The 22,567-nt window shown below is 55.3% G+C and carries 21 protein-coding genes; 19 read left to right on the forward strand and 2 right to left on the reverse strand.

Annotated elements, in window-relative coordinates:
• The first annotated feature begins 9 nt into the window (after positions 1-9).
• The 9 genes from flgD (at position 10) to flgL (ending at position 9,103) form a co-directional block, all read left to right on the forward strand.
• Complete coding sequence (gene flgD, locus E2F51_RS15555; protein WP_134823880.1) at positions 10-681, forward strand: flagellar hook assembly protein FlgD; 672 nt, start codon at positions 10-12, stop codon at positions 679-681.
• Between the two features lie 27 nt (positions 682-708).
• A complete protein-coding gene (flgE, locus tag E2F51_RS15560; RefSeq protein ID WP_134823881.1) occupies positions 709-1,953 on the forward strand; it encodes a flagellar hook protein FlgE in 1,245 nt (414 codons plus the stop codon).
• A gap of 21 nt (positions 1,954-1,974) precedes the next feature.
• A complete protein-coding gene (locus E2F51_RS15565; RefSeq protein ID WP_013201664.1) occupies positions 1,975-2,730 on the forward strand; it encodes a flagellar basal body rod protein FlgF in 756 nt (251 codons plus the stop codon).
• 17 nt (positions 2,731-2,747) lie between these two features.
• Positions 2,748-3,530 (forward strand): flagellar basal-body rod protein FlgG, encoded by a 783-nt coding sequence (flgG, locus tag E2F51_RS15570; RefSeq protein ID WP_013201665.1) that lies wholly within the window; start codon positions 2,748-2,750, stop codon positions 3,528-3,530.
• Between the two features lie 66 nt (positions 3,531-3,596).
• Positions 3,597-4,295 carry a flagellar basal body L-ring protein FlgH gene (locus E2F51_RS15575; RefSeq protein ID WP_013201666.1) on the forward strand — a complete coding sequence of 233 codons (699 nt, stop codon included), beginning with the start codon at positions 3,597-3,599 and terminating at the stop codon, positions 4,293-4,295.
• A gap of 11 nt (positions 4,296-4,306) precedes the next feature.
• Positions 4,307-5,413, forward strand: coding sequence for a flagellar basal body P-ring protein FlgI (locus E2F51_RS15580; protein WP_134823882.1), 1,107 nt, complete (start codon positions 4,307-4,309; stop codon positions 5,411-5,413).
• Positions 5,413-6,351: a flagellar assembly peptidoglycan hydrolase FlgJ gene (gene flgJ, locus E2F51_RS15585; protein ID WP_013201668.1), complete on the forward strand. Its 939-nt coding sequence runs from the start codon at positions 5,413-5,415 to the stop codon at positions 6,349-6,351. The genes E2F51_RS15580 and flgJ overlap by 1 nt, the downstream gene beginning before the upstream one ends.
• A 118-nt stretch (positions 6,352-6,469) precedes the next feature.
• Entirely contained in the window at positions 6,470-8,122 is a 1,653-nt protein-coding gene (gene flgK / locus E2F51_RS15590) for a flagellar hook-associated protein FlgK (protein ID WP_053145608.1), read from the forward strand.
• Positions 8,123-8,143: 21 nt separating this feature from the next.
• Positions 8,144-9,103 carry a flagellar hook-associated protein FlgL gene (gene flgL / locus E2F51_RS15595; protein WP_013201670.1) on the forward strand — a complete coding sequence of 320 codons (960 nt, stop codon included), beginning with the start codon at positions 8,144-8,146 and terminating at the stop codon, positions 9,101-9,103.
• A gap of 160 nt (positions 9,104-9,263) precedes the next feature.
• Here flgL and rne read toward each other — a convergent pair whose 3' ends face one another.
• The gene (rne, locus tag E2F51_RS15600; protein ID WP_134823883.1) at positions 9,264-13,088 is read right to left on the reverse strand and encodes a ribonuclease E; all 3,825 of its coding nucleotides are present in this window, start codon (positions 13,086-13,088) and stop codon (positions 9,264-9,266) included.
• Positions 13,089-13,659: 571 nt separating this feature from the next.
• Between rne and rluC the strand changes: the two genes are divergently transcribed.
• On the forward strand, positions 13,660-14,622 hold the full coding sequence (gene rluC, locus E2F51_RS15610; RefSeq protein ID WP_013201672.1) for a 23S rRNA pseudouridine(955/2504/2580) synthase RluC: 963 nt from the start codon (positions 13,660-13,662) through the stop codon (positions 14,620-14,622).
• A gap of 92 nt (positions 14,623-14,714) precedes the next feature.
• Here rluC and E2F51_RS15615 read toward each other — a convergent pair whose 3' ends face one another.
• A complete protein-coding gene (locus E2F51_RS15615) occupies positions 14,715-15,299 on the reverse strand; it encodes a nucleoside triphosphate pyrophosphatase (protein WP_134823884.1) in 585 nt (194 codons plus the stop codon).
• Between the two features lie 142 nt (positions 15,300-15,441).
• Here E2F51_RS15615 and yceD point away from each other — a divergent pair, with 142 nt between their 5' ends.
• The 9 genes from yceD (at position 15,442) to pabC (ending at position 22,556) form a co-directional block, all read left to right on the forward strand.
• Positions 15,442-15,963, forward strand: coding sequence for a 23S rRNA accumulation protein YceD (yceD, locus tag E2F51_RS15620; RefSeq protein ID WP_013201674.1), 522 nt, complete (start codon positions 15,442-15,444; stop codon positions 15,961-15,963).
• 14 nt (positions 15,964-15,977) lie between these two features.
• Positions 15,978-16,148 (forward strand): 50S ribosomal protein L32, encoded by a 171-nt coding sequence (gene rpmF, locus E2F51_RS15625; protein ID WP_013201675.1) that lies wholly within the window; start codon positions 15,978-15,980, stop codon positions 16,146-16,148.
• Positions 16,149-16,174: 26 nt separating this feature from the next.
• The gene (gene plsX, locus E2F51_RS15630; protein ID WP_013201676.1) at positions 16,175-17,209 is read left to right on the forward strand and encodes a phosphate acyltransferase PlsX; all 1,035 of its coding nucleotides are present in this window, start codon (positions 16,175-16,177) and stop codon (positions 17,207-17,209) included.
• 5 nt (positions 17,210-17,214) lie between these two features.
• Positions 17,215-18,168 carry a beta-ketoacyl-ACP synthase III gene (locus tag E2F51_RS15635; RefSeq protein ID WP_013201677.1) on the forward strand — a complete coding sequence of 318 codons (954 nt, stop codon included), beginning with the start codon at positions 17,215-17,217 and terminating at the stop codon, positions 18,166-18,168.
• A gap of 14 nt (positions 18,169-18,182) precedes the next feature.
• Positions 18,183-19,106 carry an ACP S-malonyltransferase gene (gene fabD / locus E2F51_RS15640; protein WP_053145597.1) on the forward strand — a complete coding sequence of 308 codons (924 nt, stop codon included), beginning with the start codon at positions 18,183-18,185 and terminating at the stop codon, positions 19,104-19,106.
• 18 nt (positions 19,107-19,124) lie between these two features.
• On the forward strand, positions 19,125-19,859 hold the full coding sequence (fabG, locus tag E2F51_RS15645) for a 3-oxoacyl-ACP reductase FabG (RefSeq protein WP_134823885.1): 735 nt from the start codon (positions 19,125-19,127) through the stop codon (positions 19,857-19,859).
• Between the two features lie 154 nt (positions 19,860-20,013).
• Entirely contained in the window at positions 20,014-20,250 is a 237-nt protein-coding gene (acpP, locus tag E2F51_RS15650; RefSeq protein ID WP_013201680.1) for an acyl carrier protein, read from the forward strand.
• 94 nt (positions 20,251-20,344) lie between these two features.
• A complete protein-coding gene (gene fabF, locus E2F51_RS15655) occupies positions 20,345-21,586 on the forward strand; it encodes a beta-ketoacyl-ACP synthase II (RefSeq protein WP_013201681.1) in 1,242 nt (413 codons plus the stop codon).
• A gap of 169 nt (positions 21,587-21,755) precedes the next feature.
• A complete protein-coding gene (gene pabC / locus E2F51_RS15660; protein ID WP_134823886.1) occupies positions 21,756-22,556 on the forward strand; it encodes an aminodeoxychorismate lyase in 801 nt (266 codons plus the stop codon).
• Positions 22,557-22,567: the final 11 nt, after the last annotated feature.

The raw sequence follows: 22,567 nt of genomic DNA on the forward strand, positions 1-22,567 counted from the left end.
AGCAGGCTGATGGGCATTGCAGTTGGCGTCAATGAGAAACTTGATAATTCCTCCATCACTACCGCCGCGTCGACTACCGACACGTCGGCAGCGGACCTGCAAAGTAACTTCCTGACGCTGTTGGTCACCCAGTTACAGAACCAGGATCCCACCAATCCGATGGATAACAGTCAGCTGACCACCCAGCTGGCGCAGATCAATACCCTGAGCGGCATTGAAAAACTGAACACCACGCTGGGATCGATTTCCGGCCAGATCAACAGCGGACAGTCTTTGCAGGCGACCACGCTGATTGGTCACGGTGTGATGGTCGATGGTACTCAGGTGCTGGTCGGCAGCGGGCAGACCACGCCGTTTGGCGTAAGCCTGGAGCAGGCGTCTACGTCGACCACCGCAACCATTACTGATTCATCCGGCAAGGTGGTGCAAACCATCAATCTGGGCGGCCTGAGCGCCGGCGTGCATACCTTCTCATGGGATGGCAGCACCGCCGATGGCACCACCGCGGCAGACGGTAAATACAGCGTTTCACTGAGCGCCAGCAATGCATCCGGGCAACTGGTTACGCAGCCGCTGAACTATGCGCTGGTTAATGGGGTGACTAACGACACAAGCGGTGCCGTTTTAGACCTCGGCACGATGGGTACCACTACCGTCGCGAATGTTCGTCAGATTATTTAACAACTTAACCCTCTCAGGAGTGAACACATGGCATTTTCACAGGCAGTCAGTGGCTTAAACGCCGCGTCCAGTAACCTTGATGTAATCGGCAACAACATCGCCAACTCCGCAACGGTCGGCTTTAAATCCGCTACCGTTTCTTTTGCCGACATGTTTGCTGATTCTAAAGTGGGCCTGGGCGTTAAGGTGGCTGCGGTAACTCAGGACTTTAACGACGGTACCACCACTTCGACCAGCCGTGGCCTCGACGTGGCGATCAGCCAGTCTGGCTTCTTCCGTATGACCGATACCAGCGGCGCGGTGTACTACAGCCGTAACGGCCAGTTCACCCTGGACGCTAACCGCAATATCGTTAACGCCGACGGCCTGCAGTTGACTGGCTACCCGGCAACCGGTACGCCGCCAACCGTGCAGACCGGTGCTAACCCGGTGGCGCTGAACGTGCCAACCACCGCGATGTCAGCAAAAGCCACTTCCGCTGCGGCGCTGGTTGCCAACCTGAACTCCACTGACAGCACGCCAACCAAAGACTGGGCAACCACCAATACCGACCTGTCCAGTATTGACGTTGATACCTATAACAGCAAAGCGACGATGACCACCTATGACTCGCTGGGTAACGAACACAACATCAACCTGTATTACGTGAAAACCGGTGATAACAGCTGGAAAATGTATCCGGTTGATGGCACCACAGGCCAGAGCGCAGCAGGCACCGGTGCCAACGCCGATGGTAGCTACAATGTGACCTTCAACTCGAGCGGCCAGATGACCAGCCCGACCGCCACCGTACAGCTTGCCACCGCGACGCTGAATGGCTCGGCAGCTGGCACCTTCAACCTGAACCTGGCCGGCAGCCAGCAGCAGAACACCGGCACCAGCACCTTCGGTAACCCAACGCAGGATGGCTACAAGCCAGGTGACCTGACCAGCTACCAGATCAACAACGACGGCACCGTCGTCGGCACCTACTCGAATGAGCAGACGCAGACGCTGGGTCAGATCGCTCTGGCTAACTTCGCTAACCCGGAAGGCCTGAAGTCTGAAGGTAACAACGTCTGGTCTGCCACTAACTCTTCTGGCCAGGCGCTGGTGGGGCTTGCCGGTACCGGTAACCTCGGCACCCTGACCGCAGGCGCGCTGGAGTCTTCCAACGTCGATCTGAGTAAAGAGCTGGTGAACATGATCGTGGCACAGCGTAACTATCAGTCTAACGCCCAGACCATCAAAACTCAGGACCAGATCCTCAACACCCTGGTCAACTTGCGTTAATCCGGCTAACAGGATCGTCTTATGGATCACGCGATATATACCGCAATGGGGGCTGCCAGTCAGACCCTCGAGCAGCAGGCAGTGACGGCGAGCAACCTCGCCAACGCCTCCACACCGGGCTTTCGTGCGCAGCTGAACGCGCTGCGCGCCGTGCCGGTGGAAGGTCTGTCGCTGCCAACCCGTACGCTGGTGACGGCTTCTACCCCTGGGGCAGACACCTCCCAGGGATCTCTCGACTACACCGAGCGTCCACTGGACGTGGCTGTCCGTGAAGACGGCTGGCTGTCAGTGCGCGCGCCGGATGGGACGGAAGCCTATACCCGCAACGGTAATATGGAACTGAACCCGGCCGGTCAGCTGACCATTCAGGGCAACCTGGTGATGGGCGACGGTGGACCGATTGCCGTGCCGCAGGGTTCGGAAGTGACCATTGCTGCTGACGGCTCTATTACCGCGCTGAACCCGGGCGATCCGCCGAATGCCACCGTCCAGTTGGGCCGTCTGAAACTGGTGAAGGCTGTCGGTTCAGAAGTGACGCGCGGCGATGACGGTTTATTCCGTCTCACCGCGACCGCTCAGGCACAGCGTGGTGCCGTCCTGCAAACCGATCCCACCATTCAGGTGATGCCCGGTGTGCTGGAAGGCAGCAACGTCAAACCGGTTGAAACCATGGTCGATATGATCGCCAACGCACGCCGCTTCGAGATGCAAATGAAAGTGATCTCAAGCGTCGATGAGAATGAACAACGCGCTAACCAGCTGCTGTCAATGAGCTAAGCGCAGAGGAAATCACTATGATCCGTTCCCTATGGATTGCCAAAACCGGTCTTGACGCTCAGCAAACCAACATGGACGTCATCTCGAACAACCTGGCAAACGTAAGCACCAACGGCTTTAAACGCCAGCGCGCCGTGTTCGAAGACCTGATGTACCAGACAATTCGTCAGCCAGGTGCCCAGTCGTCTGAGCAGACTACCTTACCGTCAGGTATGCAGCTGGGTACCGGTGTTCGTCCGGTCGCCACCGAGCGTTTGCATACTCAGGGTAACCTGAACAAAACCGACTCGTCGAAAGACGTGGCGATCAGCGGTCAGGGTTATTTCCAGGTGCAGATGCCAGACGGCACCCTGGCCTATACCCGTGACGGCTCTTTCCAGACTGACCAGAACGGCCAGCTGGTGACCAACGGCGGCTTCCCGGTTCAGCCGGCGATCACCGTTCCGGCGAATGCCTTAAGCATGACTATCGGCCGTGACGGCGTGGTCAGCGTAACGCAGCAGGGGCAGACGCAGCCGGTGCAGGTTGGACAGTTAACCCTCAGTACCTTTATTAACGATGCGGGCCTGGAAAGTAAGGGTGAGAACCTTTATCAGGAAACGCAGGCTTCCGGTGCACCGACCGACAGTACGCCAGGCAACAACGGCGCCGGTCTGCTGTATCAGGGCTATGTGGAAACCTCCAACGTTAACGTCGCCGAAGAGTTGGTCAGCATGATCCAGACTCAGCGCGCTTACGAGATCAACAGTAAAGCAATCAGCACGTCCGATCAGATGCTGGCCAAACTGACGCAGTTGTAATGCCAATGTGGTCGGGTTCGCCCGACCCTGAATAAAAGAACTCTCATTATTAAAGGTAGTGATTCCATGGCGAAGCAAATCCCAATGCCTGGACGTTTGTTGGTAGCCTCGTTGCTGCTGACACTTAACGGTTGTGCTCTTGTACCCCGTACGCCACTGGTCGAAGGTTCGACAACGGCCCAGCCGCTGCCTGCTTCGCCGCCGGTTGTTAACGGCTCTATTTTCCAGGGGTTGATGCCGATGAACTACGGTTATCAACCGCTGTTTGAAGACCGTCGCCCACGTAACATTGGCGACACGCTGACCATTACCCTGCAAGAGAACGTCAGTGCGAGCAAAAGCTCCACGGCAAGTGCAGGACGCGACGGCAGCACCACGCTCGGTCTGACCGTGCCAAGTTCGCTGACCGGCCTGTTGGGCGGTGATAAAACCAATATCGATGCCTCCGGCAAAAATGACTTTGCAGGTAAAGGTGGCGCCACGGCCAATAACACCTTTACCGGCACCATCACCGTTACCGTCAATCAGGTGCTGCCGAACGGCAACCTGAAAGTGGTCGGTGAAAAGCAGATTGAAATTAACCAGGGAACGGAATTTATCCGCTTCTCGGGCGTGGTTAACCCTCGCACCATCAGCGGCAGCAACGCCGTGGTGTCGACTCAGGTTGCGGATGCCCGCATTGAATACGTCGGTAACGGCTACATCAATGAAGCGCAGACGATGGGTTGGCTACAAAGGTTCTTCCTGAACCTGTCACCGTATTAAGAGGTTCCACCATGCGTAAGATGATTTTTCGTTTCACCCTGCTGCTGCTGGCTGGCTTCAGTGCTTTCGCCAACGCCGATCGCATCCGCGATCTGACCACCGTCGGCGGCGTCCGTGAAAACCAGCTGATCGGTTATGGCCTGGTTGTCGGGCTGGATGGCTCGGGTGACCAGACCACCCAGACCCCGTTCACCACCCAGAGTCTGAACAACATGTTGTCCCAGTTAGGCATTACCGTGCCGGCTGGCACCAACATGCAGTTGAAAAACGTGGCGGCGGTGATGGTCACCGGCAAGCTGCCGGCTTTCGGTCGTCAGGGACAAAACATCGACGTGGTGGTTTCCTCAATGGGTAACGCCAAAAGCCTGCGCGGCGGCACCCTGTTGATGACCCCGTTGAAGGGCGTCGACAACCAGGTTTATGCGCTGGCGCAGGGTAATATTCTGGTGGGCGGGGCAGGTGCGTCCGCGGGCGGCAGCAGCGTCACCGTCAACCAGGTAAACGGCGGTCGTATCACCGGTGGAGCGACCATTGAACGCGAGCTGCCGAACAACTTCGGCACTTCCAGCGTGATCAACCTGTTCCTGAATGAAGAAGACTTCAGCATGGCGCAGCGGATCACCGATGCCATTAACGCCCGCAGTGGTTATGGCTCGGCGCAGGCGCTGGACGGTCGTACCGTACAGGTGCAGGTTTCCGCTAACGGCACCTCGCAGGTGCGCCTGCTGGCCGATATTCAGAACATCGATGTTTCCGTACCGATCATGGACGCTAAAGTGATCATCAACTCGCGTACCGGCTCGGTGGTGATGAACCGCGAAGTGCAGCTGAGCAGCTGTGCCATTGCGCAGGGTAACCTGTCGGTCACCGTCAACCAGTCGCAGAACGTCAGTCAGCCGAATACGCCGTTTGGTGGTGGTCAGACCGTGGTGACGCCGCAGACGCAGATCGATCTGCGCCAGAGTGGCGGAGCGCTGCAAAGCGTCAATGCCAGCGCCAACCTCAACAGCGTAGTGCGTGCCCTGAATGCGCTGGGTGCCACGCCAATCGATCTGATGTCTATCCTGCAATCCATGCAGAGTGCCGGTTGCCTGCACGCAAAACTGGAAATTATCTGATGAGCGATTCCCAATCTCTGATGGGAGCGGCGTATGACAGCCGCTCACTGAACAACCTGAAGCGCCAGGCCAGCGGCGATCCTAAAGCACATGCAAAGGAAGTCGCCAAGCAGGTCGAAGGGATGTTCGTACAAATGATGCTGAAAAGTATGCGTCAGGCGCTGCCGCAGGATGGCCTGCTGAGCACCGAGCAAACGCGTCTTTATACCTCGATGTACGATCAGCAGATTGGGCAACAGATTGCATCTAAAGGGCTGGGCCTCGCCGACATGATGGTCAAGCAGATGGAGCAGGCGGCGCCGCTGGATGAGAAAGCCGGTACCGTGCCGATGTTGCTGGATAAAGGCTTTATCAACACGCTGCCGCCGCTGGCGATGGAGCAGCTGGTGCGCAAGGCCGTTCCGCGCCTGCCGGCGTCTGATGCCACCATGAGCGGTGACAGCAGCGACTTTATTTCCCAGCTTTCCCAGCCCGCTAAGATGGCCAGTGCGGAAAGTGGCATCCCTCATCACCTGATCCTCGCCCAGGCGGCGCTGGAATCCGGTTGGGGACAGCGTCAGATCCGCACCGCTGAAGGCAAGCCAAGCTATAACGTGTTTGGTATTAAAGCCTCGGCGAACTGGCAGGGAAAAACCACCGAAATTACTACCACCGAATATGAGAATGGCGAAGCGAAAAAGGTGAAGGCCAAATTCCGCGTGTATGACTCCTATTTCGATGCGTTAAATGACTACGTCAAGCTGATCGCGAATAACCCGCGATACAGCGCCGTAACCACTGCCGCCACGCCGGAGCAGGGCGCTAAAGCCTTGCAGGAAGCGGGTTACGCCACCGATCCGAAGTATGCCCAAAAGCTGGTCGGCATGATCCAGCAGTTTAAAAATATGGGCGAAAAAGTCGTCAAGGCTTACAGCCAGGATATTGGTGATTTGTTCTGATTTTTACTCAAGTTTGTCCCGGTTTTACCGATAACCTTTTCAGGCCGGATTTGTGTTAAAGCACCCCGGCGACTTTTAATGCCGGCCCGTGCTGTGTCAGGGTAAACAAGGAACCGACATGTCTAACTTAATTAATACCGCATTAAGCGGGATAAACGCGGCTTCGGCAGCGTTGAATACCACCAGTAACAACATCAGTAATTACAGCGTTGCGGGCTATTCACGTCAGACGACCGTCCTTGCTCAGGCCAGCAGCACGCTAAGCGGGACAAACTACTACGGTAACGGTGTTTCCGTTGCCAGCGTCAACCGTGAATATGATGCGTTCATCACCAATCAGCTGCGCGCGGCCAGCACGCAGTCCAGTGCACTGACCACGCAATATAATCAGCTGTCGAACATTGACGATATGTTCTCCAGCACCACCAATACGCTGTCGACTAACATCCAGGATTTCTTCTCCTCGATTCAGACGCTGGTCAGCAATGCTGATGATGCGTCTGCGCGTCAGGCGGTATTGGGCAAGGCCAGCGGCCTGGTAAACCAGCTGCAGGTGTCCGATACCTATCTGCGCAACCTCGACAGCAGCCTGAATACCTCCGTGACGTCCACGGTCGATCAGGTTAATGGCTACGCCAAACAGATCGCCAACGTCAACCAGCAGATCGCCAAACTGAAAGGCTCTGGCGACGGCAACCCACCGAACGATTTGCTGGATCAGCGCGATCAACTGGTCAGCAACCTGAATAACCTGGTGGGCGTTACCGTCAGCCAGCAGGACGGCGGCAGCTATAACATCAGCATCGGCAACGGCATCTCGCTGGTTACCGGCGACAGCTACAACACGCTGGCAGCCGTCCCATCCAGCAGCGATCCAAGCCGGTTGACCATTGCGTCGGTGAATCCAACCACTGGCGCAACCAGTGAGATTCCTGAAAAGCTGGTAACCACCGGTTCACTCGGCGGCTTACTGGCTTTCCGCAGCGACCTGGATAATACCCGTAATCAGTTAGGTCAGCTGGCGATGGCGCTGGGCTCCAGCTTTAACACCCAGCATGAAGCCGGTTATGACAGCAACGGTGATGCCGGTGAAGCCTTCTTTAATCTGGGCAGCCCGGCGGTTATCTCCAACACCAAGAACACCACCACCGCCTCAGTGAGTGCGCAATGGACCGATACCAGCAAGGTTCAGGCCTCAAACTACAAGGTCAGCTACGACGGCACCAACTGGAGCGTGACCCGCAATTCAGATAACGCCAGCATCACGCCGACCATGGGCACCGACACTAACGGCAACTCCACCCTGAGCTTCGATGGCTTGCAGCTGACGGTCAGTGGTTCGCCGGCCAAAAATGACAGCTTCCTGGTGAAACCGGTTGCTGATGTCGTGGTAAACATGGGCGTCAATATTACCGATGAGTCTAAAGTTGCCGCAGCCGGTGCCGATGATGGTGTCAGTGATAACACTAACGCCCAGTCGTTGCTGGATCTGCAAACCAAAAACGTCATTACCGGATCAAAAACGCTGACGCAAAGCTACGCCAGTATGGTCGCGGATATCGGTAACAAAACCAGTAACCTGGAAACCACCAGCACCACCCAGACCAACGTCGTGACGCAACTGACCAATCAGCAGCAGTCAATCTCCGGCGTAAACCTGGATGAAGAATACGGCAACCTGACGCGTTATCAGCAGTATTACACTGCCAATGCCCAGGTCATTCAAACCGCCAGCACCATTTTTGACGCGCTGATCAGCGCCGTTAGCTGATGACCGAATAAGGAGTTCATGATGCGACTCAGTACTGCCCAAATCTATGATCAACAGATGCGTGGGATCTCAAGTTCTCAGGCCAGCTGGTTGAAAGTGGGCGAGCAACTCTCTTCAGGTAAGCGGGTTGTGAATCCGTCTGATGATCCTGTCGCTGCCGCGCAAGCGGTGGTGCTGTCACAGGCTCAGGCACAAACCAGCCAGTATTCTACGGCCAGGGGTTTTGCCACCAACAACATCTCGCAGGAAGAAACCAACCTGCAGCAGGTGACCAGCGTTGTTCAGCAGGCGCAAACCATCGTGGTTGCAGCAGCAAACGGCACCCTGTCTGATGATGACCGCGCGTCTTATGCGCAGCAGTTGACCGGGATCCGTGACCAGTTGCTGAACCTGGCGAACACTACTGACGGCAACGGCCGTTACATGTTTGCCGGCTATCAGACCGATAAAGCCCCGTTCACTCAGGATGCTAACGGGGATGTGACCTATGTCGGTGGCGATACGCCAATCAGCCAGAAAGTCGACTCTAACCGCACCATGGTCACCAACCATACCGGTAGCCAGGTCTTTACGTCACTGACCAGCAACCCAACGGCTGAGCCGGACGGCAGCGCCAGTGAGAGCAATATTTTTACCACGCTGAATACCGCGATTAAAGCGCTGAACACCCCGCTGGAAAGCGCGGACCAGGCGACGTCAGATGCCGCTTCTGCGGCACTGGATAAGACCAACCGTGGCTTGAAGAACTCGCTGAACAACGTGCTTGCTGTGCGTTCAGTGCTGGGTACGCAGTTGACCGAGCTGGACAACCTGGACTCGAAAGGCGATGACACCAAGGTGAATCAGGCTACGCAGATGAGCAATCTGGTCGATGTTGACTACACCAGTGCTATCTCGTCTTACACCATGCAGCAGACGGCATTGCAGGCCTCTTATAAAGTCTTTACCGACATGTCCAGCATGTCTCTGTTCAAAATGTAATCAAAGCTTTACCAATTTTGAACGTGCTTAAACCGGGTACGTTCAGTTTCTCCCGCTATCAGCGTTAACCTTCTGATAGCGGGTTTTTTTTGCCCTGAATATATTGAGGTAAAAAAAAAGCCCCGGTCATAAGACCAGGGCTTTTTCAGTCAGGCGACAGTTACTCTGGGCGAGTTGCCGGAGCCGTTGCCTGATGGGTTGCAGCATGCCCGCCTGCAGAACCCTGACCATCGAACTGATAGTCAGGGCGTACCCAGTCACTTGCACGCGCAGGTTCAGCCTGATACTCAGGTGCAGGCGCTTTAGTCATTGGCGCCGTTGCGTGGTGCTTGTAAGCGGGCTGAGCGGTAACCGCTGCAGCAGCAGGTGCCTGAGCCGCTGGTGCTTCAACTTGCGCAGCAACAGGAGCCTGAGCCGCTGGTGCTTCAACCGGCGCAGCAACAGGTGCCTGAGCAACTGGTGCTTCTACTGGTGCAGCCACAGGGGTCTGAGCAACTGGGGCTTCAACCGGCGCAGCAACAGGTGCCTGAGCCGCTGGTGCTTCAACTGGCGCAGCAACAGGTGCCTGAGCCGCTGGTGCTTCTACTGGTGCAGCAACAGGAGCCTGAGCAACCGGTGCTTCAACCGGCGTAGCAACTGGAGCCTGAGCAACCGGGGCTTCAACCGGCTCGTCACGGGCAGGAACAGGTGCATGCGGCTCGGTTGCAGTGACATCGGCCACGGCTTCCGGTGCTGCCAACACTTCTTCTACCTGCTGTTCCAGCGCCGGGCTGACGTCAGAGGCGGCTTCTTCAGCCTGATGGCTGGCTTCTTCTGCCACACGCTGCTCTTCAGCCTGCTTCGCTTCAACCACAATCTCTTCGACCGCGTCGACAGCCTGAACTGCCGGAGCCTCTTCAGCTGGCACAGCCTGTTGAGTCACAGCATCAGCGATAACTTCGTCAGCGGCAGACACCACAGACGGCTCTTCATTAACGGCTGTTTCGATAGCAGTCGTTTCGTCAGTGTTCACCAGCGTCACTGCCGGGGTATTTTCCGGCTGTGGCTCAGAGAAATGCACCGGCTGAGCTTCAGCAATCACTTCAGGCTGTGCAGCGTCTGCTGTTGCAGCCACGGCAATCGCATCAGCCGTATCCTGATGACCGTACTCTGGCACCACAGACTGCTCGTGTTCATGCTCATCCGTTGCCTGAGCAACAGGATAGGTGATCCACACTTTACCGGAAGCCATTTCTGGCGACGCAGCCGCGAAGGTCAGCGGCATTGGCGATTGGTTCGGGTAGCGCTCATCACGGTAGCGACGGCGACGTTGACCGCTGACGCGCAGATGACGAGGAGAGCGACGTGAACGACGTGGCATGCTGTTGCTGTCACGATCTTCGCCTTCTTCCGCTTCACTGGCGTGTTCCGCCGCAGGGAAGTCAGTAGTCTGCTCCAGTACCGGTGCAACCTCGTCTTCTGTCGGCGCAAAAGAGCGAGCCGCAGTTTGCTCAGCCGTTTCGATACGCACTTTCTGATCCAACTGACGCGGCTTACGGCGCGGCATAACCTGAACGTGCTCATCACCGTCAACGGAAGCGTCGACAACGGCTTCTGGAAGCTCAGCGATTTCAGCGACTTTCTCTTCCTGCACTGGCGCGCGTTTTTCGTCCTGACGACGACGTGGCTGACGCTCACGACGCGGCTGTTGCTGTTGTGCATCTTCGGCGACAGCCTGCATCAGCAGATCTTCCGGAGACTCAACGGCCGGCGCATTACGCTTGTTACGACGGTTCTCTTCACGGCTTTCAGCAGCAGGATCGCGGTCGCGAGTCATGCGCTCATTGCGGTTAGAGTTACGGTCGTTACGCGGGGTGCGCTCGCTGCGATCGTTACGCTCATTACGTTCCGGACGGTCAGAAGTCCGCTCGTTGCGATCCGCATTACGGTCAGTATTGCGATCGGCGTTACGCTCGTTACGGTCAGAACCGTTACGGTCATTACGCTCGTTGCGGTCATTGCCATTACGCTCGGTGCGTTCGTTACGCTCAGAACCATTACGATCGGCATTGCGTTCGTTACGGTCGCCATAGCGCTCACCGCGTTCGCCGCTGTTATTGCGGTCACGACGATTATTCTGACGGCGGTTATTACGGCGTTCACCCCGTGGCGCTGCCGCTTCAGGAGCTTTCTCTTCCACCACAACGGCTGGCTGAGGCTGTTGTTCTACTGGCTTCTCTTCACCGGCAAACATTTTCTTCAGGCCGCGGAAGAAGCGACTCATCAGGCCGGTTCCCGCTTCGGCAGGGGCTTTAGCCGCCGCAGGGGCTGGCTCTGCTGCTACTGCTGCCACCGGTGGCGCTTCAGCAACAACCGCTTCCTGTGGTGCTGGCGGCGCATCAGGCATCACAAACGCGGCCAGAGCCGGTTGCTCAGGACGTTTGCGCTCGGCGTGCTCTTCTTCAGAAGGCAGCGCCATTTCGGCTTCATGCAGCTTCGGCAAGTGGTAGCTGAGGGTTTGTGTCTCTTCACCGGTGCGCACACGCAGAACTGAGTAGTGTGGGGTTTGCATCTGATCGTTTGGCACGATGATGGCCCGCACGCCGCCCTGGCGTTTTTCAATCGCGCTTACCGCTTCACGTTTTTCGTTCAGCAGGTAAGAGGCAATCTGCACTGGAACGATTGCGTGAACTTCTTTGGTGTTCTCTTTCAGCGCTTCTTCTTCAATCAGACGCAGAATAGAGAGTGACAGCGATTCGTTATCACGGATGGTGCCGGTGCCGCTACAGCGTGGGCAGACGTGATGGCTTGACTCACCCAGTGATGGGCTGAGGCGCTGACGGGACATCTCCAGCAGGCCGAAACGCGAAATGTGGCTGATCTGAATGCGTGCGCGGTCCTGACGAACGGCTTCACGCAGACGGTTTTCAACCGCACGCTGGTGACGAACCGGGGTCATATCGATGTAATCGATAACGATCAGGCCGCCAAGGTCACGCAGGCGCAGCTGACGGGCAATTTCGTCTGCCGCTTCCAGGTTGGTGTTGAAGGCCGTTTCTTCGATATCCCCACCGCGCGTTGCGCGAGCGGAGTTGATATCAATGGCGGTCAGCGCTTCAGTGGTGTCGATGACAATCGAGCCACCAGACGGCAGGCGCACTTCACGCTGGAAGGCAGATTCGATTTGCGATTCGATTTGATAGTGGCTGAACAGCGGAATTTCACCGGTGTAGAGCTTAATTTTGCTGCTGAAGTCCGGGCGGCCCAGGGCAGCGATATGCTGACGAGCAAGCTCCAGAACTTTCGGGTTATCGATAAGGATTTCACCGATATCCTGACGCAGATAATCGCGGAAGGCGCGGACAATAACGTTGCTTTCCTGATGGATCAGGAACGGAGCAGGGCGGCTGTCAGCGGCTTTTTTAATCGCGTCCCAGTGCTTCATCCGGAAGCTTAAGTCCCACTGCAGCGCTTCGGCAGATTTGCCAACGCCTGCGGTACGAACGATCAGACCCATCCCTTCTGGCAGCTCTAGTGCAGAGAGCGCCTCTTTCAGTTCAGTACGGTCATCACCTTCGATGCGACGGGAAATACCGCCAGCACGTGGGTTATTCGGCATCAGCACCAGATAGCTGCCGGCCAGACTGATAAAGGTGGTTAAGGCGGCGCCTTTATTTCCACGTTCTTCTTTATCGATCTGAACAATAACTTCCTGACCTTCACGCAGTACGTCCTTGATATTAGGGCGACCATGGGAATTGTAATTACTTGGGAAGTATTCGCGGGAGATTTCTTTCAGAGGGAGAAAACCGTGTCTTTCAGCACCGTAATCGACAAATGCTGCTTCAAGACTTGGTTCAATGCGGGTGATCTTGCCTTTATAGATGTTGGCTTTTTTCTGTTCGTGTCCTGGGCTTTCAATATCCAGGTCGTACAGGCGCTGTCCATCCACCAGGGCGACACGCAACTCCTCCTGCTGAGTTGCGTTTATCAACATTCTTTTCATCGTAACTTACTCATTATTCTTACATTAGTGACAAAGCTACGGGCAATAGTAACGCTGGACGCGAGTAACCGATGGCCCCGAGTCTCATCGCAAAAACGTCAACCTCACGGTTGTGGTCTGCTAAGGGGCGCAAAATCTCGGCAGCCTGTTTTTCATATGGAAAAACAGCGCTTTTAAAAAGGGGGGAACCGCCAGTGAGTAACCAGAGTGAACCAATCCCGTCTTGTCGTCCAGGCTGCAACCCGCAGCCCGCTAAATGCCTGATTGCACAATACGTCTTACGCCATTGCTGCGTGTATGGGCTATCCGGCAAACTTTCTTATTACGCTTTTTTCTTGTTTCACAAGGTTTAGCGAGGAAAAACAGTAGCATTATTCCATTGCTAACCTTGTGATAGCAAGGTGACTTTAGTGGCTCTGTGAAGTTTATTCCGGCTTTTATGGCGATTTGCATCTCAATTCCACAAATTGCCCAAAAACTGGTCATAAATCATCAGCCACAAGGGTCACCGTCAGTTAAGCACAGAAAAAGAGGTGGCGCTATCCTGGCGCTCTATTTAGAATCGCCGACCATGAAAACCAATACTCCCGCAGTACGAATGGTGACGATTTCTGCCGATGAGGCAGGACAGCGCATCGATAACTTTTTACGCACGCAGCTCAAAGGCGTGCCGAAAAGCATGATTTATCGCATTTTGCGTAAGGGCGAAGTGCGCGTGAATAAAGGTCGCATCAAGCCAGAATATAAGCTTGTTGCCGGCGATGAGATCCGCATTCCGCCGGTTCGCGTGGCAGAACGTGAGGAAGAGGCGATTTCGCCGAAGCTGGATAAAGTGGCGGCCTTAGCCCACGCCATCGTCTATGAAGATGATTACATCCTGGTGATGAACAAACCGTCCGGTACCGCCGTGCACGGTGGCAGCGGCCTGAGCTTCGGGGTAATCGAAGGATTACGCGCCCTCAGACCCGAAGCCCGTTTCCTTGAACTGGTACATCGCCTTGACCGTGATACCTCGGGCATCCTGCTGGTCGCGAAAAAGCGTTCAGCACTGCGCTCGCTGCATGAGCAGTTGAGAGAGAAGGGGATGCAGAAGGATTATCTGGCGCTGGTCCGGGGTTCGTGGCCATCGCATATCAAAGCCGTACAGGCACCGCTGCTGAAGAATATTCTGCAAAGTGGTGAGCGTATTGTGCGCGTGAATAGCGAAGGCAAGCCGTCTGAAACGCGTTTCAAAGTTGAAGAGCGCTACGCGCATGCCACGCTGGTTAAAGCCAGCCCGATCACCGGGCGAACCCACCAGATCCGCGTTCATACGCTGCACGCGGGCCATCCGATTGCTTTTGACGATCGCTATGGCGAGCGCGATTTTGATGCGCAGCTTGCCGGTACCGGTCTGAAAAGGCTGTTCCTGCATGCGGCTGCGTTGAAGTTCACCCATCCGAATACCGGTGAAGTGATGCGCGTCGAAGCGCCGCTCGACAACGAGCTGAAGCACTGCCTGGAAGTCCTGCGTAAAACCGCACCGGCGAAGTAACCGTGGATTAGGTGGCGGATAGACAGTGCAAAAGTACTTAGCGTCGCTTTTGCACTGTGTTGCCCGATTCAACGGGCAACACAGACGCTTTTTCAATTCCTTAGCGGATCGATCCCGGCCGCACGTAGCATCTCGCAAAGCGCAATCAGTGGCAGCCCGACCAGGGTATTGGGATCGCGGCCTGAAAGGCGGTCGAACAGCGTGATCCCCAACCCTTCGCTTTTAAAACTCCCCGCGCAGTTCAGTGGCTGCTCTTTCGCCACATAATTTACGATCTCCTCTTCGGTTAAAGGACGGAAATCGACGTTAAACGGCTCGCAAATCACCTGTAACTGCTGAGAACCACTGTCGTACACCGCCAGACCGGTATAAAAAATCACGCTGTGGCCGCTGGCCTGGCGTAATTGCTGATGCGCGTTGGCGGCCGTATGCGGCTTGCCGGTTATTTTTCCGTCAATCACGCAGACCTGATCGGAGCCGATAATCAGATGATCCGGGTAGGTTTCCGCCAGCGCCTGCGCCTTGGCAGCGGCGAGTCGCATCACAAGATCGGTAGCGGATTCATCAAGTTGCGCGCTTTCGTCCACCTCGGGTGCGGCAGTGATAAACGGGACCCCCAACTTTTCCAGCAGGAACTTTCTGAAAGGGGAGGTTGAAGCAAGCACCAGTCGTGTCATATTTTTTTCCAGAATAGATAGCGAATCAGTTCAAGGCATTTTAAACTGTGCGCCGCATTGGATGCGAATATTGGGTGAAAGATGCTGTAAACCGGCCTTTTTCTTTGACTCTATCTCGTTTGAAAGTTAATATGCGCGCCCTATGCAAAAAGTAAAATTACCCCTGACTCTCGATCCGGTTCGTACCGCTCAAAAGCGCCTTGATTATCAGGGTGTTTACACCCCTGAACAGGTGGAGCGTATTACCGAATCGGTAGTGAGTGTGGACAGTGATGTAGAGTGCTCGATGTCGTTCGCCATCGACAATCAGCGGTTAGCAGTATTTAACGGTACTGCGGCGGTCTCCGTAACCCTGTGTTGTCAACGCTGCAACAAGACATTTCCGCATCAGGTCCACGTGACGTATTGTTTCAGCCCGATCGTTACTGACGAGCAGGCTGAGGCACTGCCGGAAGCGTACGAGCCGGTCGAGGTCAACGAGTTTGGTGAAATCGATCTGCTGGCGGTGGTTGAAGATGAAATTATCCTCGCCCTGCCTGTCGTTCCGGTGCATGATTCTGAACACTGTGAAGTGTCCGAGGCGGACATGGTCTTTGGCAAGCTGCCTGCAGAGGCAGAAAAACCAAACCCATTTGCCGTATTAGCCAGTTTAAAGCGTAAGTAATAGGAGTAAGGTCCATGGCCGTACAACAGAATAAACCAACCCGTTCCAAGCGTGGCATGCGTCGTTCACACGATGCCCTGACCACAGCATCTCTTTCCGTAGATAAAGTTTCTGGCGAAACGCATCTGCGTCACCACATCACTGCGGATGGTTACTACCGCGGTCGCAAGGTCATCGTTAAGTAGTTCTTGCGGATACGCAAGGCGATACTTTGCCACGTCTGACCCTGGCGATAGATGCCATGGGCGGGGACTTCGGTCCCTGCGTGACAGTGCCTGCTGCAATGCAGGCACTGGCCTCTAACACACAGCTGCATCTTCTTCTGGTCGGCGATCCCGACAACATCTCGTCATTTCTCGCAAAAGCTGATTCTGCCTTATTGGCACGTCTGCAGGTGATCCCTGCTGAGTCGGTTATTGCCAGTGATGCCAAACCCTCACAGGCCATTCGCCACAGCCGTGGCACGTCCATGCGTGTGGCGCTTGAGTTGGTGAAAGAAGGGCGGGCGCAGGCCTGTATCAGCGCCGGAAATACCGGTGCGCTGATGGGCCTGGCAAAAATGATGCTCAAGCCGCTGGACGGTATTGAGCGCCCGGCGCTGATGACGGTATTACCGAATCAGCTCAAGGGTAAAACCGTGGTGTTGGATCTGGGCGCAAACGTCGAGTCCGACAGCGCGATGCTGGTACAATTTGCAGTGATGGGCGCGGTGATGGCGGAAGAAGTTCTGTCGATACACTCTCCCCGGGTGGCGTTGCTGAATATTGGTCAGGAAGAGACCAAAGGGTTAAGTAGTATTCGCGATGCCGCAGTTATCCTGCGTGCATCGCCAGAAATTAACTATATTGGATACCTCGAAGGCAACGATCTTCTTACCGGGAAAACGGACGTGATGGTCTGCGATGGTTTTGTGGGCAACGTCACCCTGAAAACCATGGAAGGCGTGGTAAGAATGTTTCTTTCGCTGTTGAAATCACAGGGCGAAGGTAAAAAAAGGGCCTGGTGGATGACGCTGCTGGCACGTTTGATAAAAAAACGTCTGGAAAAGCGCTTCGGCCACCTCAACCCCGACCAGTACAATGGCGCCTGTCTGTTAGGATTGCGCGGCACGGTGATTAAGAGTCACGGTGCGGCCAATCAACGCGCATTCGCTGCGGCGATCGAACAGGCAGAGCAGGCGGTGGCGCGGCAAGTCCCAGAGCGGATTGCTGCCCGCCTTCAAGCTGTATTACCTAAGAGTGAATGACGTACATGTATACGAAGATTATCGGTACAGGCAGCTATTTGCCTGAACAGGTGCGGACTAACGCCGATCTGGAAAAAATGGTGGATACATCGGACGAGTGGATTGTCACCCGCACCGGTATCCGTGAACGTCGCATTGCCGGGCCGGATGAAACCGTTGCCTCAATGGGTTTCCACGCCGCAGAACGCGCGCTGGAAATGGCCGGCATTGATAAAAATGATATCGGACTGATTGTGGTGGCGACGACCTCCTCCAGCCACGCCTTCCCAAGCTCAGCCTGCATGATCCAGCAACTGCTGGAGATTGAAGATGCCGCGTCTTTTGACCTTGCGGCTGCCTGTGCAGGCTTCACCTATGCCCTGAGCGTGGCTGACCAGTACATCAAGAACGGCGCGGTAAAAAATGCGCTGGTGATTGGTGCTGACGTGTTGGCACGCATGCTCGATCCTGAAGATCGTGGCACCATCATCCTGTTTGGTGATGGCGCAGGCGCGGTGGTGTTAGGCGCCAGCGAAGAACAAGGCATCATCTCGACCCATCTCCACGCTGATGGCCGTTACGGCCAGTTGCTGACCCTGTCTAATCAGGATCGTCAGAACCAGCAGCAGCCTTCCTACGTGACCATGGCCGGTAACGAAGTGTTTAAAGTGGCTGTTACCGAGCTTGCGCATATCGTTGAAGAGACGCTGCAAGCCAATAACCTCGATCGTGAAGCCATTGACTGGCTGGTTCCGCATCAGGCCAACCTGCGTATTATCAGTGCCACCGCCCGCAAGCTGGGTATGGGCATGGAGAAAGTCGTGGTTACGCTCGATCGTCACGGCAATACCTCCGCCGCTTCCGTTCCTACCGCATTGGATGAAGCCGTGCGTGATGGTCGCATTCAACGTGGTCAGCTTATTCTGCTGGAAGCCTTCGGCGGTGGATTCACCTGGGGCTCGGCGCTGGTTCGTTTTTGATTAAGGATTTCACAATGACGCAATTTGCTATGGTTTTTCCGGGACAGGGCTCCCAGACGGTAGGCATGCTGGCTGAGCTGGCTGCAGAGAATCCGCTGGTTGAGAAAACCTTCGCCGAAGCCTCCGCTGCGCTGGGTTACGACCTGTGGGCACTGGTGCAGCAGGGACCTGTAGAAGAACTGAACAAAACCTGGCAGACCCAACCGGCTTTGCTGGCCGCATCTGTTGCTATTTTCCGCGTTTGGCAGGAAAAAGGCGGTAAGATGCCTGCAATGCTGGCGGGACACAGCCTGGGCGAGTATAGTGCGCTGGTTTGTGCAGGTGTGATCGCCTTCGATGAAGCGATCAAACTGGTTGAATTGCGTGGCAAACTGATGCAGGAAGCGGTGCCAGAAGGCACGGGCGCTATGCAGGCCATTATCGGTCTGGATGATGCGTCAATCGCGAAAGCGTGTGAAGAGTCGGCTCAGGGACAGGTTGTCTCCCCGGTTAACTTCAATTCGCCTGGTCAGGTTGTGATTGCAGGTAATAAAGAAGCGGTAGAACGCGCTGGCGCAGCCTGTAAGGCTGCCGGTGCCAAACGTGCTCTGCCGTTGCCTGTGAGCGTACCTTCTCACTGTGCACTGATGAAACCCGCAGCCGATAAACTGGCTGTTGCGCTGGAAAAACTGACCTTCAACGCCCCGACATTCCCGGTGGTTAACAACGTTGATGTGCAGTGCGAAACCTCAGCAGAGGCCATTCGTAGCGCGCTGGTTCGTCAGCTGTACAACCCGGTCCGTTGGACTGAGTGTGTGGAGTTTATGGCGCAGGAAGGCGTGACGTCACTGCTGGAAGTTGGCCCTGGTAAGGTGCTGACAGGCCTGACGAAGCGTATTGTTGACACCCTGACTGCGGCTCCGGTAAACGATCCGGCCAGCCTGTCAGCGGCGCTTTAACAGTAGACGAGGATGAACATGAGCTTTGAAGGAAAAATCGCACTGGTTACCGGTGCAAGTCGCGGCATAGGCCGTGCTATCGCCGAAACGCTGGTAGCACGCGGCGCGAAAGTTGTCGGTACAGCGACCAGCCAAAGTGGTGCGGACGCCATCAGTGCTTATCTGGGCACCAATGGCAAAGGCCTGCTGCTGAATGTGACTGACAGTGCGTCAATTGATGCGGTGTTAGAAAATATTCGTGCTGAATTTGGCGAAGTGGACATTTTAGTCAATAATGCTGGCATTACGCGTGATAATCTACTGATGCGTATGAAGGATGATGAGTGGCAGGATATCCTGGACACAAACCTGACTTCCGTATTCCGCCTGTCAAAAGCGGTAATGCGCGCTATGATGAAGAAACGCGTAGGCCGAATCATTACCATTGGTTCTGTAGTCGGAACGATGGGTAATGCGGGCCAGGCAAACTACGCAGCAGCAAAAGCGGGTTTGATCGGCTTCAGCAAGTCACTGGCGCGTGAAATCGCGTCACGTGGTATTACCGTTAACGTCGTGGCGCCAGGTTTCATTGAAACCGACATGACGCGCGCGCTGACTGAAGATCAGCGTGCGGGCATTCTAGCGGGAGTGCCAGCGGGTCGCCTCGGCGGCGCGCAGGAAATCGCGAATGCCGTAGCATTTTTAGCCTCCGACGAGGCTGCGTACATCACTGGTGAGACGCTGCACGTCAACGGCGGAATGTATATGGTCTGATAATCACGAAATATATTTGCGTTATTTGCGGTTATACCCGCAAAATAGCGTAAATTCGTGGTTTGACCAGCCGGGATTTAGTTGCATCTTTTTCACCATTTTATACACTACGAAAACCATCGCGAAAGCGAGTTTTGATAGGAAATTTAATAGTATGAGCACTATCGAAGAACGCGTTAAGAAAATCATTGGCGAGCAGCTTGGCGTTAAGCAGGAAGAAGTCGTTAACACTGCCTCTTTTGTAGAAGATCTGGGCGCTGATTCTCTTGATACCGTTGAGCTGGTAATGGCTCTGGAAGAAGAGTTTGATACCGAGATTCCGGACGAAGAAGCTGAGAAAATCACTACTGTTCAGGCTGCTATTGATTACATCAATAATCACCAGGCATAAGTGAGCATCTCCAGGCGGTCATTCGACCGCCTGAGTTTTTTCTGTACACCCCATACTGTTCCATTGTCATTTTTTCCCTCCCTGGAGGACGAACGTGTCTAAGCGTCGTGTAGTTGTGACCGGTCTTGGCATGTTGTCTCCTGTCGGCAATACCGTAGAGTCCACCTGGAATGCTCTTGTTGCCGGTCAGAGTGGCATCAGCCTGATCGACCATTTTGATACTAGTGCCTACGCAACGCGTTTTGCTGGCTTAGTAAAAGATTTTAACTGTGAAGAATTTATCTCGCGCAAAGATCAGCGCAAGATGGATGCCTTCATTCAGTACGGCGTTGTCGCTGGCATTCAAGCCATGCAGGATTCCGGTCTGGTCATTACTGATGAGAACGCCGATCGTATTGGTGCCGCTATTGGCTCCGGTATCGGTGGTCTCGGTCTGATTGAAGAAAACCACGATTCGCTGATCCACGGCGGCCCGCGTAAAATCAGTCCTTTCTTCGTTCCCTCCACGATTGTAAACATGATAGCGGGTCACCTGACTATTATGTTCGGCATGAAAGGTCCAAGCATCGCTATTTCCACGGCCTGTACTTCCGGTGTGCATAACATTGGCCAGGCTGCACGTATCATTGCTTACAATGATGCCGACGTGATGCTGGCAGGTGGTGCCGAGAAGGGCAGTACGCCTTTGGGTATGGGTGGCTTTGGCGCCGCACGTGCGCTTTCAACCCGCAATGACAATCCTGAGGCGGCAAGCCGTCCATGGGATCGCGATCGCGATGGCTTCGTGCTGGGCGATGGTGCTGGTCTGGTGGTGCTTGAAGAGTACGAACACGCGAAAAAGCGTGGCGCGAAAATTTATGCGGAACTGGTTGGTTTCGGCATGAGCAGCGATGCTTACCATATGACTTCACCACCGGAAGATGGTGCAGGCGCCGCTCTGGCAATGAAAAATGCGCTGAGAGATGCGCAGTTGTCACCCGAGCAGATTGGCTATATCAATGCGCACGGCACCTCCACGCCAGCCGGTGATAAAGCTGAAGCCCAGGCAGTGAAAACGGTCTTCGGTGCCAGTGCAGGCAGCGTGATGGTGAGCTCCACTAAATCCATGACCGGTCACCTTTTAGGGGCTGCAGGCGCCGTAGAGTCTATTTTCTCTATTCTTGCCCTGCGCGACCAGGTTATCCCGCCAACCATCAATCTGGATAACCCGGATGTTGGTTGCGATCTGGATTTTGTCCCGCACACAGCCCGTCAGGTAAAAGGTCTGGAGTACACGTTGTGTAACTCCTTCGGATTTGGCGGAACCAACGGTTCGTTGATTTTCCGTAAAATTTGATTGTTGCCTTACCTTGAAGAAGGCCCGCTCTGCGGGCCTTTTTTGTTGCTAAGCGCGCAGCGGGTCGGGCTTTTTATCTCTCTATACAATTATGCACAGACAATCGGATGAATTTGCAGCGGCATAAAGGGTATCTTTACCGCTGTGCGATGTTCACTCAGGGGGAGCAATGGTCTGGATAAATGGCGAGCGGCAGGACAGCCTGCAGGCGCGCGATCGTGCCGTGCAGTTCGGTGACGGCTGTTTCACCACCGCCCGCATTTTGCAGGGTGAAATCGTGATGCCCGAAGCCCATGTGCAGCGCCTTAAACTCGGCTGCGAGCGCCTGATGATCGCCAACGTCGACTGGTCAGCGCTGCAGGATGAAATGCGTTTTGCGGCAGCGACCCGTACTGATGGCGTGCTGAAAGTGATCCTTTCGCGCGGAGTGGGCGGTCGGGGCTACAGTGCCGCCGGATGCCAACAGCCCTCACGGATGATCTTCCTCTCTGACTACCCCGCGCATTATCATCCGTTGCGCCACACCGGCGTGACGCTGGCGTTAAGCTCGATCCGCCTCGGCAGAAACCCGCTGCTGGCCGGTATCAAACACCTTAACCGGCTTGAGCAGGTGCTGATCCGTACAGAGCTTGACCAGACTGGCGCAGACGAGGCGCTGGTGCTTGACACTGACGGTAGCCTGGTGGAATGCTGTGCGGCAAATTTGTTCTGGCGTAAGGGAGAGCAGGTGTTTACGCCCGATCTTAGCCATTCAGGGGTGAACGGTATTCAACGCCAGCGGGTGATCCAGCGACTGCGCGAGCTGGGGACCGCCGTGCAGGAAGTCAGCCAGCCGTTGGAAATACTGGCCGACGCGGACGAAGCGATCATTACCAATGCGCTAATGCCGATCCTGCCGGTGCAGCAGATCGAGCACTGGCACTATTCCTCACGGCAGCTGTTTACTCTGTTACACCCTCAAGACGATTAACATGGATATTT

It is taken from the genome of Erwinia sp. QL-Z3, assembly GCF_004551645.1.
Taxonomy (GTDB): Bacteria; Pseudomonadota; Gammaproteobacteria; order Enterobacterales; family Enterobacteriaceae; genus Erwinia; species Erwinia billingiae.

Excerpts from the sequence above, each read along its gene's own strand:
- rpmF (WP_013201675.1), top strand. The coding sequence starts at position 15,978 with ATGGCCGTACAACAGAATAAACCAACCCGTTCCAAGCGTGGCATGCGT.
- E2F51_RS15635 (WP_013201677.1), top strand. The coding sequence starts at position 17,215 with ATGTATACGAAGATTATCGGTACAGGCAGCTATTTGCCTGAACAGGTG.
- E2F51_RS15575 (WP_013201666.1), top strand. The coding sequence starts at position 3,597 with ATGGCGAAGCAAATCCCAATGCCTGGACGTTTGTTGGTAGCCTCGTTG.
- fabG (WP_134823885.1), top strand. The coding sequence starts at position 19,125 with ATGAGCTTTGAAGGAAAAATCGCACTGGTTACCGGTGCAAGTCGCGGC.
- pabC (WP_134823886.1), top strand. The coding sequence starts at position 21,756 with ATGGTCTGGATAAATGGCGAGCGGCAGGACAGCCTGCAGGCGCGCGAT.
- yceD (WP_013201674.1), top strand. The coding sequence starts at position 15,442 with ATGCAAAAAGTAAAATTACCCCTGACTCTCGATCCGGTTCGTACCGCT.
- flgK (WP_053145608.1), top strand. The coding sequence starts at position 6,470 with ATGTCTAACTTAATTAATACCGCATTAAGCGGGATAAACGCGGCTTCG.
- rluC (WP_013201672.1), top strand. The coding sequence starts at position 13,660 with ATGAAAACCAATACTCCCGCAGTACGAATGGTGACGATTTCTGCCGAT.
- fabD (WP_053145597.1), top strand. The coding sequence starts at position 18,183 with ATGACGCAATTTGCTATGGTTTTTCCGGGACAGGGCTCCCAGACGGTA.
- E2F51_RS15580 (WP_134823882.1), top strand. The coding sequence starts at position 4,307 with ATGCGTAAGATGATTTTTCGTTTCACCCTGCTGCTGCTGGCTGGCTTC.
- E2F51_RS15565 (WP_013201664.1), top strand. The coding sequence starts at position 1,975 with ATGGATCACGCGATATATACCGCAATGGGGGCTGCCAGTCAGACCCTC.
- E2F51_RS15615 (WP_134823884.1), bottom strand. The coding sequence starts at position 15,299 with ATGACACGACTGGTGCTTGCTTCAACCTCCCCTTTCAGAAAGTTCCTG.
- flgJ (WP_013201668.1), top strand. The coding sequence starts at position 5,413 with ATGAGCGATTCCCAATCTCTGATGGGAGCGGCGTATGACAGCCGCTCA.
- rne (WP_134823883.1), bottom strand. The coding sequence starts at position 13,088 with ATGAAAAGAATGTTGATAAACGCAACTCAGCAGGAGGAGTTGCGTGTC.
- flgE (WP_134823881.1), top strand. The coding sequence starts at position 709 with ATGGCATTTTCACAGGCAGTCAGTGGCTTAAACGCCGCGTCCAGTAAC.
- flgD (WP_134823880.1), top strand. The coding sequence starts at position 10 with ATGGGCATTGCAGTTGGCGTCAATGAGAAACTTGATAATTCCTCCATC.
- acpP (WP_013201680.1), top strand. The coding sequence starts at position 20,014 with ATGAGCACTATCGAAGAACGCGTTAAGAAAATCATTGGCGAGCAGCTT.
- flgL (WP_013201670.1), top strand. The coding sequence starts at position 8,144 with ATGCGACTCAGTACTGCCCAAATCTATGATCAACAGATGCGTGGGATC.
- flgG (WP_013201665.1), top strand. The coding sequence starts at position 2,748 with ATGATCCGTTCCCTATGGATTGCCAAAACCGGTCTTGACGCTCAGCAA.